This is a genomic window from Streptomyces sp. NPDC033221 (genome assembly GCF_055577005.1).
Genome location: NZ_JBVIQN010000049.1, coordinates 1 through 14,028, shown reverse-complemented (window position 1 = coordinate 14,028; position 14,028 = coordinate 1). Strand labels below are relative to the sequence as shown.

General features: G+C 72.1%; 10 protein-coding genes. 2 read left to right on the top strand and 8 right to left on the bottom strand.

What is annotated here, in order from left to right; all coding sequences use genetic code 11:
* Window positions 1-77: 77 nt before the first annotated feature.
* On the top strand, window positions 78-926 hold the full coding sequence (locus tag ACZ53K_RS38585; protein WP_468846571.1) for a SigB/SigF/SigG family RNA polymerase sigma factor: 849 nt from the start codon (window positions 78-80) through the stop codon (window positions 924-926).
* An 88-nt stretch (window positions 927-1,014) separates the two neighbouring features.
* Entirely contained in the window at window positions 1,015-1,812 is a 798-nt protein-coding gene (locus ACZ53K_RS38580; protein WP_468846569.1) for a VOC family protein, read from the top strand.
* Window positions 1,813-1,849: 37 nt separating this feature from the next.
* Here ACZ53K_RS38580 and ACZ53K_RS38575 read toward each other — a convergent pair whose 3' ends face one another.
* The 8 genes from ACZ53K_RS38575 to ACZ53K_RS38540 all read right to left on the bottom strand — a co-directional run.
* Complete coding sequence (locus ACZ53K_RS38575; protein ID WP_468846566.1) at window positions 1,850-2,608, bottom strand: class I SAM-dependent methyltransferase; 759 nt, start codon at window positions 2,606-2,608, stop codon at window positions 1,850-1,852.
* A 115-nt stretch (window positions 2,609-2,723) separates the two neighbouring features.
* A complete protein-coding gene (locus tag ACZ53K_RS38570; RefSeq protein WP_468846564.1) occupies window positions 2,724-3,935 on the bottom strand; it encodes an aminotransferase class V-fold PLP-dependent enzyme in 1,212 nt (403 codons plus the stop codon).
* 6 nt (window positions 3,936-3,941) lie between these two features.
* Window positions 3,942-5,288: a pyridoxal-phosphate dependent enzyme gene (locus ACZ53K_RS38565; protein WP_468846562.1), complete on the bottom strand. Its 1,347-nt coding sequence runs from the start codon at window positions 5,286-5,288 to the stop codon at window positions 3,942-3,944.
* On the bottom strand, window positions 5,285-6,841 hold the full coding sequence (locus ACZ53K_RS38560; RefSeq protein ID WP_468846559.1) for a Y4yA family PLP-dependent enzyme: 1,557 nt from the start codon (window positions 6,839-6,841) through the stop codon (window positions 5,285-5,287). Before ACZ53K_RS38560 ends, ACZ53K_RS38565 begins: the two co-directional genes overlap by 4 nt.
* A 93-nt stretch (window positions 6,842-6,934) precedes the next feature.
* On the bottom strand, window positions 6,935-8,575 hold the full coding sequence (locus ACZ53K_RS38555) for an APC family permease (RefSeq protein WP_468846556.1): 1,641 nt from the start codon (window positions 8,573-8,575) through the stop codon (window positions 6,935-6,937).
* A gap of 294 nt (window positions 8,576-8,869) precedes the next feature.
* Window positions 8,870-11,188 carry a collagenase gene (locus tag ACZ53K_RS38550; protein ID WP_468846554.1) on the bottom strand — a complete coding sequence of 773 codons (2,319 nt, stop codon included), beginning with the start codon at window positions 11,186-11,188 and terminating at the stop codon, window positions 8,870-8,872.
* A gap of 195 nt (window positions 11,189-11,383) precedes the next feature.
* Window positions 11,384-12,112: a GntR family transcriptional regulator gene (locus ACZ53K_RS38545; RefSeq protein ID WP_468846551.1), complete on the bottom strand. Its 729-nt coding sequence runs from the start codon at window positions 12,110-12,112 to the stop codon at window positions 11,384-11,386.
* A 123-nt stretch (window positions 12,113-12,235) separates the two neighbouring features.
* Window positions 12,236-14,028: ArnT family glycosyltransferase (locus ACZ53K_RS38540; RefSeq protein WP_468846548.1), on the bottom strand; the 1,793-nt coding region annotated here is incomplete at its 5' end.

Sequence of the window (14,028 nt, the reverse complement as noted above, 5' to 3'; positions counted from 1 at the left end):
GGCAGCCGGAGGCTGTCCCGCCCGGTGTGCTACCGCCGTCTCGGTGACGACGCCCAGACCCCGCGTCCGTTGGGAGAGTGGATCCCGTGAGCACAGCCGCCACGGCTCCGTCACGCCGCCGACGAGCCTTTCCGGACACACCAGACGCGGCCGAGACGAACGCCGTATTCACGCGCCTGGCAGAACTGCCCGAGGGGCCGGAGAAGAGGCGGCTGCGTGATGAACTGACACGCGCCTGGCTGCCGATGGCGGTACGTCTCGCACTGCGTTTCCGGGACCGCGGCGAAAGCATGGACGATCTGAAACAGGTGGCCGCTCTGGGCTTGGTGAAGGCCATCGGCGGGTACCGGCCCGAGCGTGGCAGCGCATTCGAGAGTTACGCCATCCCCACCATTGTCGGCGAGGTCAAGCGGCATTTCCGGGACTGCACCTGGGGCGTGCACGTGCCCCGCCGTGTCCAGGAACTCCGCAACACCGTCCGGCTCGCCGTACGTGAACTGGCCGCGGCCTCCGACAGCCGCTTCCCGACCGTCGCGGAGATCGCCGAACGCACCCGGCTCTCCGCCGACGACGTCATCCTCGGACTGGAGGCCATCGAAAGCTACAAAACGCTTTCGCTGGACGCCGAGCGGCCGGGCGCGGACGACGATTTCGCCCTCCGGGACAGTATCGGTTTCACCGAGTCGCAGTATGAGCTGGTCCTCGCCCGGGAAACGGTGCGGGACGGACTGCGCGGCCTTCCGGAGCGTGAGCGCCGCATCCTGTACATGCGGTTCTTCTGCGATATGACACAGAGCCGTATCGGCGAGGAACTGGGGCTGTCCCAGATGCATGTGTGCCGTCTCATCAAGCGGACCTGCGCACGCATTCGCGAGCAGGCCGACGGGACCGGCCCCGAGGCGCCCGCCAGTTCGGTTGCGGCATGAGCCGATGGAATGACATGCGGTCCTGCCTTTCCTGGTAGGACCGCAGTAGCAGTTCTGGACAACAATGGTGGAGAAGGGCCGGCTTTACATGGGCGACTGCCAGATGACGTTCGTTCCCGGGGTGCCGTCGTGGGCCACCCTCCTGACGGGGGACCTCGACGTCGCGACACGTTTCTACGGACCGCTGCTTGGCTGGCGGTTCGAGGCCGGGCCGGACCGGTGGGGCCCGTACGTACGGGCGATGGCCGGGGGCACGGCGGTGGCGGGCCTGAGCGCGGCCGCCCGCCACACCGAACTGCCCAACGCCTGGACGACGTACTTCGGGACGCGCAACGCCGACGACGCGGCGAACGGCGTCCGGGAACGCGGCGGTACGGTCGCCATCGGCCCGCTGGACTTCGACGCGGGCCGGCTGGCGCTGGCCGCCGACCCGGCCGGGGCGAACTTCGGCCTCTGGGAGTGCCGGGAGAACACCCCGCAGACGAACCGGCAGCCGGTCGGCACCGGTGCGCCGGTCTGGGTGGAGCTGCGCACCCGCGACGCGTTCGACGCCGCGCGCTTCTACGGCGACCTCTTCGGCTGGTACAGCGAGGAGGACGGCAGCCCCTTCGACGTGCGCTGGGAGGGCGAGCGGGTGGTCCTGAGCGTCGAGGAACGGGACGCGGTGGGCCTGTACGGCGGCGCGATCGAGGCGGCGGCCGACCCGCAGGTGCGGCCGCGCTGGAACGTCCACTTCCAGGTGCCGAGCGTCGAGGAGGCCGTCGAGACCGCGAAGAAGCTCGGTGGCCAGGTGGAGTCCAAGGCCGAACGCACCTCGCAGGGCCCGGTGGCCGAACTGCGCGACCCGGAGGGCACCCTCTTCCACATCATCGGCGCCAACCCCTGAGCCCGCCCGCCGCCCTGCACACCGGAGTCCGCCGGACCTACCGCACCGCCACCAGCACCGCGTCCTCGCCGAACTGCCAGACCGGCGCGGCGTGCCGGAACCCGGCCCGGCGCAGCAGCCGTATGTGGTGGCACAGGGGCAGGCCGTTGTGCACGCTGTGCGGTGTGTGCCGGGCGCGGCGGGCGGTGAACGGGTCGGCCAGTTCCGGGTCGGCGGCGGCAGCGGCCCACCAGGACGCCCAGTCCTCGCGGCCGGGCGGCCGCTGCCGTTCGGCCCGCCGCAGCCCGACCTGCGCGGCCACCTCCGCCGCCCGGTCCCCCCGCGGGCTGCGGAACCGGTCGCTGTTGACGAGCACGCCGCCGGGGCGGATGAGGCCCGCGAGATCCTCGTACGCCCGGCGCAGCGCGTCCGGCGCCAGGCAGTGCAGCGCCGTCGACGAGACCGCGGCGTCCAGCGGGCGGTCCAGGCCCAGGGCGCCGGTCCAGCCGGCCGCGCCGACCGGCGCCTCGACGAACCGCACGGTGCCGCCGTGGTGGGCCTCGCCCAGCGCCAGCAGGACGGGGTCCTTGTCCACGGCCACGACGTCCGCGCCGGGCAGCCGCCCGGCCAGCCGTGCGGCCAGTGACCCGGGCCCGCACCCGAGGTCCAGGACCAGCGACCGATCCTGGTGGGCGGTCACCTTCTCGACGGCGTCCGCGACGACCGTGAAGCGCTCCTCACGGTCGATCGCGTACCGCTGCTGCTGCCGTTCCCACCGCCGCACCCACAGGGCGGCCGTAGCCACACTCAGTCCCATCCGGTCGTGCCACCTCAGCCGTCTTCCAGAGCCTGTCGCCGGTGGTCCTCAACCTACAGGTGAAAACGGTTTCCAATGGCGTTCCGTCACTCCAAAGGGGGTCACTCCCCAGGGGTCAGGCACACGCTCCCAGCACGTCCAGCAGCCGGTCGATCTCCTCAGGGGAGTTGTACGCGTGCAGGCTCACCCGGACCGAGTGCTGCCGCTCGCCCCCGCTGCCCTGGCAGAGACTGTCGGAGCGGACCATGAAACCGTGGTCGAACAGCGCGAAACCGAGGTCGCCGGAGTCGATGGCGCGATGCCGGAAGGTCACGATGCCCTGACGCCGCTGGATGTCCGCGTCGGCCGCCAGGCTGCGCCGGCAGCCCAGCACCTCGTACGCGGGCAGGTGGCGCAGGCCCTCCGTCAGCCGGGCGGCCAGCGCGGTGGTCCACCGCTCGACGCGGCCGGTGCCGGTGGCGTCCAGCCAGTCGAACGCGGCCCGCAGGCTCCGGATGCCCGTGGTGTTGGGGCTGCCGTCCCACCCGCCGGGCACGAAGGCCGGGCCCCGGGCGTTACGGGCCCACACGGCACCCGAGCCGGGCAGGGCCAGGGCCTTGTGCCCGGAGAAGACGGCGAAGTCCACGTCCAGGTCCGCCAGTGACACGGGGATGTGGCCCACGCTCTGCGCCGCGTCCAGACAGATCGGTACGTCCGGGCCGACCGCCTGCCGGATGCGGTGCACATTCATGTCGCCGCCGTAGACGTGATGGACGTGCGTGACCGCCACGAAGCGGGTCCGCGGCCCGGCCAGGGAGGCCAGCGCCGCCGGGTCGTAGTCACCGGACCCCGCCTGGTACGGCATCGGGCGCACCCGTATGCGCAGGCCCTGCCGGGCGAGCAGGTCCCGTACCTCCAGCCAGGGGACGATGTTCGCCTGGTGGTCGGCGAGCGGGACCACGATCTCGTCGCCGTCGGCCAGCCGGCCGGCCAGCCAGTCGAGCGCGACGGCGCGCAGCCCCGCGGTCGCCCCGCTCACGAAGTGCACCCCGGAGCGCTCCGGATCGGGGTCGCCCAGGAACTCCTTGATCCGCTGCCGGGTCTCCTCGACCAGCGCCGTGGTCCGGTTGGCCCAGGTGTAGGTGCCGCGCCCGGCGTTGGCGTTGCCGGTGGTGAGGTAGTGCTGCACGGCGTCCAGGACGGCCTGCGGCTTCTGCGTCGTCGCGGCGTTGTCCAGATAGGCGAGCCGCGGCGCGCCCACGATGATCGGGAACTGGGCGCGTACGCCGGTGTGCCACGCACGCAGCTCGTCCAGCGCCGCGGTGACGGGAGCGTTCGTCGTGGTCATCGGCCGTCACTCCCGTACCAGCGGGGCGCCCGCGTCGCGCCAGGCGATGATCCCGCCGCGCAGGCTGCGCACGTCGGGATGGCCCATACGCGCGAGCAGCGCGGCGTACTTGGCGGATTGTTCGCCGACCGGGCAGGCCAGCAGCACCGGGCGGCTCTTGCTGAACGGCAGCCCGCCGCGCACCAGCTCACCGAACAGCTCGTCGACGATGTTGACCGAACCGGCGATGTGCAGCGCGGTGTAGGCGAACGGGCTGCGCAGGTCCACGACCAGCGGCCGGTCCCGCTCGATCCACCGTACGGCGCCCTCGGCGTCGATGTCCGGCGCCCGGCGCACCTCGGCTTCGGAGAGCGTGGCGACGGAGTTCGGCTGCGGTGGCCGGCCGAGCAGTTCGGGCCGCCGCTGCCGTACGTAACCGAGATAGCTCTCGATGCGGTCGCACACGATGAACACGGCGGTCCGGCGCCCGGCCGGGTGGTCCGGGTCAGGGTCCGCCGCCGGGCCGGTGTCCAGCTCACGCAGATGCCGCACGGCACCGAAGTACGCGGCGCCGCTGGTCGGACCGGCCAGGATGCCGCACCGCCGGGCCAGCGTCAGCATCCCGTCGATCGCCTCGTCGGCGGTGACGGAGGCGATCGTGTCGTACGTCCCCGGGTCGAACAGGCCGACCTCCTGCACCTCGTCGATGGTGCGGATGCCGGGCACGAAGTCCGCCTTGTGCGAGACCAGCCCGACCACGTCCACCCCGGGGTCGTGCTCCCGCAGCACCCGGGCCACCCCGGTGGACGAGCCGGCCGTCCCCACACAGGCGATGAACCAGTCCGGCGCCCGGCCGTCCAGGTCCTTGACGATCTCCGGGCCGGTGCCCTCCACGTGGGCCTGGGTGTTGCGGTCGTTGTAGTACTGGTCGGTGTACAGGTAGGCGCTGCCGGACTCGGTGAGCGTCTGGTGGAAGTGGGTCAGCGGGTCGTCGGTGTTGGTCGGGTCGAGACACTCGGTCTGCCCCGGCAGTTCCTCCACCTCCGCGCCCAGCAGCAGGAGGAGGTCCTTGACCTCCGGTATGCGCATCCGGTTCGTGACGCTCTTGAAGGGCACCCCGTGCATCCCGGCGAGCACGGCCAGCGCCTTGGCCGTGTTGCCGCTGGACAGCTCGACGACGGTGCGGTCCTCGTCGGCTGCGGCGGACAGCCCCGGCCGCACCATGTTCCAGGCCGCCCGGTCCTTGATCGAGCCGAACGGGTTGAGCATCTCCAGCTTGGCGTACAGATCGATGGTGCGCAGGCCGTGCACGGACGGATCGATGCGTACGAGCGGGGTGTTGCCGATGGCGTCGGTGATGCGCTCGAACCTCATGCAGATCCTTTCGTCCGGCGGTTCACATGCGGCCAGTACTGTTCGTCCAGACACCAGTGCCAGGAGGCGTCCTCCGGGGCGGTGCCGTCCGCCGGTCCGTCCTGCCATACGGCGACCTTGCGGGCGACGGGCTGCTGCTGGGCCTCGTCGGCGCTGAAGTCCATGCAGTAGCCGGCCGTGTTGGCGAACGCCAGCAGGTCCCCGGGGCGCGGTGTGCGCGGCAGGTGGACCGCGCGCCGGGTGATCATGTCGGCCTCCAGGCAGAGGTTGCCCGCGAGGTAGCACGCCACCGGTCCGGCGTCCGGAGGGTCCCCGGGCGCGTCGCGCGGGACGAGGACGGGGTCGACGAGGACGCCGTGCTCCTCCAGGCCGATGTCGTCGGCGTTCGCGTCCAGGCGCATCAGGAGATGGCCGGAGCCCGTACGGCCGCCGGACGCCGCGGGCTCACCAGCGGCAGTACCCGTGCGGTCCGAGGCTTCCGTACGGCGTACCTCCAGCACCCGCGCCAGGGTGACCCCGCACTGGTCCACCAGCGCGCGCCCTGGCTCGGTGTGCAGCTCGTACAGGTTCTCCAGCAGCAGGGTGGCCAGCGGACGGCCCAGGGAAGGGGCGGGGAGCGACAGCAGCGCGTCCAGGTACTGGGCCCCGGCGGTCGGGCGGTGGGCCGGGTACAGCGCCAGTGCGCCGCGCAGGGTGCCGTTCTCGTTGCGCAGGCCGTAGGTGTGCCGGCGCCAGGTCATGGGCGGGCGGGTGCCCAGCGCGGCGTTGGTCAGCTCGGTGGTGTACCGCTGCCACTGCGCGCCGTCGGCGAGGTAGTCGGTGCCGAACCCGCCGCCGATGTCGACGGCGCGCGGCGCGAAGCCCCGCGCCCGGCACGTGTCCAGCGCCTTGACGCACCCTTCGAGCGCCACCGCCTTCTCGGCCGGGCTGGTCGTGTCGAGGTGGTAGCCGACCCCCGTCAGCTCCACCGTGTCGCTGTGCCGTTCCACCGACTTGAGCAGCCCGTCCAGCTCCCCCTCCGCCGTACCGAAGCGGCTCTGCCGGGTCAGCAGCTTGACGCCCGGGGTGCAGAAGCCGGAGAGGCGCAGCAGGACGCGGACGCGGGGGAGGCCGTAATCCCGTACCAGCGCGGCGAGTTCGTCCAGCTCCCCCGGGCTGTCGATGTTCACGGTGGTGCCCGTACGGGCCGCCAGCCACAGGAACTCCGGGTTCTTCGGGCCGGTCGCCATGACGCGGTCCGGTACGAACCCGGACGCCAGGGCGTGCTGGAGTTCCCCGAGGGAGGCGACGTCCACGGCCGCTTCCGTGGCGGCGAGCCGCCGTACCAGGGCGCTGGAGCGGTTCGCCTTGTGGGCGAAGAAGATGCCGCCGCTGAGGTGGTGCCGGCGGTAGACGGCCCGGAAGGCGGCCAGATTCTCGGTGATGCGGTCCGGTAACACCACGTTCAGCGGCGATCCGAGCCCGCCGGTGAGCGTATGGAGAAACGTCCTCGCGCGCAGCAGGGACGCCAGCCGGGACTCCAACCGCGGTTCGAGGTACAGGGGAACGTCCATACGCAATACTTCCCCCGGTACGGACCCCAGGCCACCTCATCCGCGGAAACGGCCCGGGCGGACCGGCCGCCGGCGCGGCCGGTCCGTCACCACTCACAGGGCCGCGGTGCGGGATTCCGTCAGATGCCGGACGCCGGACCGTACGGCCCAGAAGAACACCGCGAGCGCGAAGGCCGCCACGACCAGCGAGTCGTACGGGGCCGGCACCCGGTCGGAGCCCCCGAAGGTGCCCAGCCACGACAGCAGCGTCAGTACCGCCAGGTACGTCACCAGCCAGGCACCGGTACGCAGTTCGGTGAGCAGCGGCAGACGCCGGCCTGCGCCGTCCCGGTCGCCGACGGCGTCCGCGGTGCCGTCACCGGAACGCCGCATGGCCAGGAAGACGAGCAGTCCGGCGAGGACCAGCGGCAGGGCGAGGCGCAGGGTGTGCCAGCCCGACCAGTACACGAACTCGCTCGCCACCACGAAGCTGACCGGCGCGATCCAGCGCAGGCCCGGCACCCAGCCGGTCGTGCTGCTCCCCGGGTCGGCGAGGAAGACCGCGGCGGCCACCGCGGAGGCCCCGTAGATCAGCAGGTACATGTTGCCCATGACGCTGACGATGTCCTGCCAGCCGCCGAACGGCAGCAGGAAGATCACGATCACCGCGAGGTTGATCGCCAGCGCCCGGCGCGGCACGCCGAACCGCTCGTTGACCTTCATGAAGAACCGGGGGATCGTGCGGTTCTTGGCGAGCGCGTAGGTGTGCCGGGCATTGATCGCCACACCCACGTACGCCGACCCGCCGGGGGAGACCACCGCGTCCGCGTACAGCAGGCTGGACAGCCAGTGCAGGTTGAGGATCAGCGCCAGCTGCCCGAACGGGGACTCGAAGGACACGCCCTTCCAGCCGCCGCCGAGCACGTTCTCGGGGACCGTGAAGAGGAACGCCACCTGGAGGGCCAGATACATCGCCACGGCCAGGGCGATGCCGGTGAGGACGGCGGCGGGGATGGTCTTGCGGGGGTTGCGGGCCTCACCGGAGAAGTCCAGCGGCGCCTGGAAGCCGTTGACGGAGTAGACGATGCCGCCGCCGGCCAGCGCGGTCAGGCAGGCCGCGTATCCGTACGGGGCGAACCCGCCGTGGTCCGTCAGGCGGCCCTCGTGCCAGCCGGAGGCGATGAGCGCGATCACGGTGATCACCGGCACCGCGATCTTGAACACCGAGATCAGGTTGTTCAGCCGCGCGAACAGCCGCACCGCGTACCAGTTCAGCGCCGTCAGCACCACGCTGAGCGCGGCGGCGACGCCCACGCCGGCCAGGGTCAGGGTGTGGCCGCTGTAGAGACCGGGTACGTAGTGCGCGGCGTACTGCATGATCGCGCTGATCTCGGCCGCGGTGCCGCCCACCGAGAGCAGTACCGACCAGCCCACCAGGGTGCCGACCAGCCGGCCGCTGGCGAACAGCGGCCAGCGGACCGTACCGCCGCCCTCGGGCCGCGACGCGCCCAGCTCGATCATGACCAGGGCGACCAGGCCGCACAGCAGACCCGCGCCGATCCAGGACAGCAGTGACGCGGGGCCCGCGGTCTGGGCCGCGTACAGGGCGGCGAACAGCCAGCCCGACCCCACGATGTTCGAGAAGCCGATCGCCGTGAGCCCCCAGAACCCCAGGTCCCGGCGCAATCGGCGCTCCTGCGCCACCACTGGCGCACCGGCCTCGTCGACCTCACCCGTCACCTGACGTTCCGACACCGAACTTCCTCCCTGAGGTCCCTACCGACGCGCACGCCGCCCGGGCGCGGTGTGCACATCCGGATTCTGCCGCTCCGGCGCGGCGAGGGCGCACGTCACCACGCGCGGCCGGGCCTCGGGTGTCCGAATTGCCCGACCGTGGTGGTGGACCTCCGGCGGCAACCTCGGTGGCACGCCTGCCGGGAGGGAAGGAGATTACGGCTGTGTGAAATCTGTGATCGGCCGTTCGAAAACGCCGCTCGGTACGGCCGGGAGGCGGGGCGCGGTCCCCTGCGCCGCACCCCGCCCCGCCGGTCAGCTGCGCAGCGGACCCTCGCAGGTGAAGGACGCGCTCCCGGCCCGGCCGTCGGACCAGACGTCCACGGTGCCGAAGGAGCAGTCCATGTCGGCCAGGTTGTCGGCCGCGGGCCGGGCGCGGTCCAGCAGGAAGTAATCGACCGTCTCGGACATGTCGGCGAACACCCGGTCGGGGTTGCGGGCATCGGAGAGGTTGGCGGTGATCCGGCCGGTGCAGGTGAAGCGTGACCGGCCGCCCGTCTCACCGGTGCCCGAGCAGGCGGGGGTGACATAGGTGGCGGCGGTGAAGGCGGTCCGGACCTCGGACGCCTCGGCGAAGCGGAGCGAGGCGACGGGGTGGAAGGTGGTGCTGGGCACGTACAGGTCGTCGACCCCGGCGATCTGGGCGTCGAGGAACGCGTCGTACGCCCGCTGCAGCGCGGCGTCCGCGCCCAGCCTGCTCCGCCAGGCGTCGAATCCCTTCGGGTCGTCGGCGCGCTGGTAACCGTACATCTCCCGGAGCAGCGACGGGCGCTGCTGCCACAGGAACTCGAAGAAGGTACCGGCGTAGTTGTAGAAGCGGAAGCCGTCGCCGGAGTACGTGGCGTGCAGCAGCCGGTCGACGCTCATCCGCGGGCCGCCGCCGGCCGTGTCCGCGATGACACCCTTGACCAGCGACTTGCGCACCCTGACCCCGTCGTCGCGGGTACCGCCCGCGAAGAACTCGGCGGTGCCCTCGTCCATGGCGGTGGTCAGGTCGCCGGTGTACCAGGGCCCCTCGCCGAAGCTGCCCGGCACGGCCCAGCGGCCGTTGAGATAGTGGGTGTACTCGTGCCGGAACAGCTCTTCGAGGGTGAGTGAGGAGTCCTGCGGCACCCGTCGCTGGTAGGTGTAGAAGGTCGCCCCGTTCTCGATGTAGACACCGCCGTTGTCGGTGCCCATACCGGTCAGCAGCGGATGCATGATCTCGTACTCGGCGCGGGACGCGTACAGGTGGATGTGCAGCGTGGCGTTGGTGTCATCGGCCAGCGGCCGGTCGGTGCCGAGCACCCGGAAGAACTGCGCCTTGACCTTCTTGCCGGCGTAATAGAGCCGGTCGACGGTGGTCCGGTCGAGCGCGGTACGGACCTCGATGGCGCCACGGTCGTAGGTGTACGTGTGCGGGAAGATCTCCTTCTCGATCTGCTGGAGGCAGACGTTGTAGCGCGCGCAGACTCCGAAGTGGTTCAGCCAGCCCGCCACACCGGCCCACGGGGCGCTACGGCGGCCGAAGTTGGTCTCGGTGGCGTCCAGCAGCGCCCCGAGGTCGGTGACGACGGCGGGCTTGAGGGCGTCGATCTGGCCGAAGCGCCCGTACTCGCCCAGGGCGTCGCGCACCGCCCAGGCGTTCGCCGTGCCTTTCAGGTGGGTGTGGCCCGCGAAGGCGCGGAAGGCGGCGCGGTACGCGGCGTCGGCGGTCACCGCCGCCCGGAAGGCGGTGTCGTTGTTGCCGGGGTAAACGCCGAGGTAGTTGACGGTGAGCGCGGCGAGGGCGGCCCCGCCCCACATCGGGTCGGTGGCGGTCGGCGTACCGGCGTTCATGGTGGCCAGTACCCGTTTGACCAGCGGGAGTTGATGCTGTCGAAGCCCTGGCGCGCTCGCTGTCGTAAGCGCTTCCCGCAGCGTCTCCGCGTTGTGCCGGGTGGGATCGAAGGTGCGGGCGGCGGTCCCGTACGCGGCGACCGCCGCCCGCATCGCCTCGACCGTGGGCGCGTCCGTCACATCGATCTCGTCGTGCGAGAAGTCGTGGTAGACGACGGCGTGCAGGTACGTGAACAGCTCGTACAGGTGGGTGGTGTCGGTCCCGTCGTGCCCCGGCGCGAGCGCGCCGGCCCTGCGGGCCACGGCCTGCACATGCGCCCGCGACATCACGGGCGCGAGCCGCGCGTTCCACGTCCAGATCAGGCCGCGCAGGCAGCCCTCGGTGGTGACAGCCGGGTCGGTGAGGAAGTCCGCGAGGGCTTCCGGGGTGAGGTGGGTCAGCGCGTCGAGGGTGCAGGAAGGCGCGGCGCTCGGACGGTGATCGCTGCTGGACGGGCTCCGCACCAGGTCACCGGGGGTGCGGCCCCGGGGGACGCGGCCGTTGCCGGGTGGCAGGTCCCGCGCCGTCGGCTTGGGGGCGTCGGCGAATCTGTCGGCCCGGTCGGTGCGGTCCGCCTCGTCGGTGGGGGCCGCCGCCGGGGCGGCCGACGGCCGGGCGGGCGCCGCGCCTTGGGCGGCCTGAGCCGCGGGGAGTACGAGGCCCACCGACAGGACGGCGCTGAGCAGGCCCTTGCGCACAGTGCGTAATGGAAACACCGGCTGCTCCTGTGTAGAGGCGTGCAGGACACGTACCAGCGCGCGGCCGGTCAACCACCCCCGTACGTACGTGAGTTGACGCCACATCGGGCCGCGGCGCGCCCCGTAACCTAGTAATGTGACATTGCACTGACAACCCGTCGGCTACGCCTTTCGGTCCCACGGCTGCTCAGCGCACCCGCATCGCCGCCGCCGTCAGCGCCCCGAGACCGTACGGGCCGCCGCCGCACCCCGCTCGCCCCGTACGGTCCGCCGCGCGGCGGATCCCTCCCCGGACCGCGCCCAGAGCGACCTGACGTGCCCCAGATGCCGCGCCATGCACGCCTCCGCCCCCGTGGCGTCGCCCGCCAGCGCGAGGTCCAGCAGCTCCAGGTGCTCCTGCGCCGAAGGCAGCAGCTCGCCGCGCTCGTCGAGGCCGGTCAGCCCATACAGGCGGGACCGTTTGCGCAGGTCACCGACGGTCTCCACGAGACGCGCATTGCCCGAGAGCGCCAGCAGGCCCAGATGGAAGCGGCGATCCGCCTCCAGATAGCCGATGAGGTCGTGCGCACGCGCGGCGGAGACGATCTCCTCGGCGAGCGGCCGCAACGCGGCCAGCCGGTCGCGGGAAGCCACCCGCACCACCCGCCCCACGGTCGGCACCTCGATCAGGGCGCGGATTTCCGCGAACTGGTCGAGATCGCGCTCGCTCACCTCGGTGACCCGGAACCCCTTGTTGCGCACCGGCTCGACCAGCCCCTCCCGCGCCAGATCGAGCATCGCCTCCCGCACCGGGGTCGCCGAGATCCCGAACCCGGCGGCGAGCGCGGGCGCGGAATGCACCGTACCGGGACGCAGTTCACCGGCGATCAGCGCGGCACGCAGGGCGTGAGCGGCCCGGTCGCGCAGCCGCTCCTGCCCGGTGATCGGTCCGAGGTGCTTCACATCGCCCCCTGGCTGGACCCCTCGCGGGGGACTCCGTACCGGCGTCGGACAGGAGGCCAGGGTACAAGGGGATGCCGTATCGGGGGCCGGTGGCGGCGTCGGCTCGGAGCGGTGTGCCCGCTTTCAACTCGTCGGTGGGGAACAGTCGTAGAGGGCTCCGACGGCAGCCGATCCCCCGTCGGACGGAGTGGCGGACGGTGATTCGCCGCCGTACGCGCGTGGGTCGACCTCCGTGCAGTGGGCGCGTACCCAGGCGTCGATCTTCTCGTTCTCGGAGGCGGAAGCGCCGGTGCTCCGGGCCGGTGTGCCGAGCAGGGCGAAGCGCAGCTCGCCCGAGGCGACGAGCCGCTGGTACTCGGTGAGCGTGACGGATGGGACGCGTCCCGAGGCGCCGCCCAGGGGCAGTACGGGCAGGCCCGTCGCGAGGATGCCCCGGGACCGGGCCCAGCCGGGTCCCGAGGAGAGGACGTACTGCGCCGGGCCGCTGTGCTCCCTTACGTAGTCGAGAAGGCGGCGTTCCACGGCGGAAAGCCCCTGTTGACTGCCGGCGGGGGAGGGCTGCGGGGAGCCGTCGGACAGGAACACCTGGCTCAGGGAGTCCGGGCCTTCCGGTCCCGCGTGGGCGTCGAACGACGTGCCCGCGTACCGCGTGTCCAGCACGGACAGCGACCAGGTGGCCGGGGCGGCGAACATGGCGAGGCAGCCGGCGGCGAGACCGATGACGGGGAGCCGGTGGCGGCGTGTCCTTCCTCGGAAGGTGAGTCCCGCGATGCCGAGCAGGGCCGCCGCGACGATGAGGGGCGGGAGCCACGGCGCGAAGTCCGGGTGCCGGAGCGCGAGGAACGTGGCCCAGGCGGCTTCGACGGCGATGGTGGCGGGAAGGGCGGCACGACCGGGACGGGTGCTGCCGTCCCGGCAACGGGCACGCCACAGGGCGACGAGTCCGGCTGCGGAGAGGGCCGCGAGGGCGGGGGCAAGAGCCGCCACGTATGCCGTGTGCGGTACGGGTATGACGCTCAGCGCCGCCGCCGTGGTCAGCAGCCACGTGCCCCACAGCACGTACCCGGCCCGCGTCCGGTCCGTACGGGGGCGCTTGCGGCAGCGGCGGAGACCGAAGGTGAGGCCGATGAGCGCGAGCGGGTAGAGCCAGCCGATCTGCGGCGCCAGGCGGGCGCTGATCAGCTTGTTCCGGGCGTCCGAGCCGGAGGTGGACCCGGGGGCGCCGCCGGCCGTCGCGCCGTGGGTGCCGCTGGTCCCCACGGTGCCGGTACCACTGGTCTTCGTGCCGGGGGCCTGGCCGGCCGCTGCGCTCGTCGGTGACGGGGCGTCGTCCGACTTCCCGAGCCGGCTGAAGCCGTTGTGGTCGAAGACCATGGAGAGGGCGCTGTTGTTGGTGGAGCCGTCGGCGTAGGGGCGGGTGTCCTTGGGGGTCAAGGTCATCATGAGGACCCAGGACAGGGACACGGCGGTCATGAGGGCTGCGGCGGTGAGCAGGTGGCCGAGGCGTCGGCGGAGGGTGATGGGTGCGGTGATGAGGTAGGCGGTGGCGAGGGCGGGGGCCAGGAGCCAGGCCTGCATCATTTTGGCCTGGAAGGCCAGGCCGATCCAGAGGGCGGCGAGCAGGAGGGGTGCCGGTCGTGCGCTGTGCAGGGCGCGTTGGCCTTGGTCGGCGGCGAGGATCAGGCACATGATCAGGGCGGCGTCGGGGATGGCGTGGCCGAACAGGGAGGCGGTGACGGGGGTGAGGGTGAGCAGGGTGGCGGCCAGGAGTCCGGTGGCGGGGCCTTGCCAGCGTCGTACGACCCGGTAGAGCACGAGGATGGTGACGGTGCCCTCGGCGCACTGCGGCAGGGTCAGGGCCCAGTCGTGGAAGCCGAAGAGGCGGGCGGAGAGGGCTTGGGGCCACAGGAAGCCGC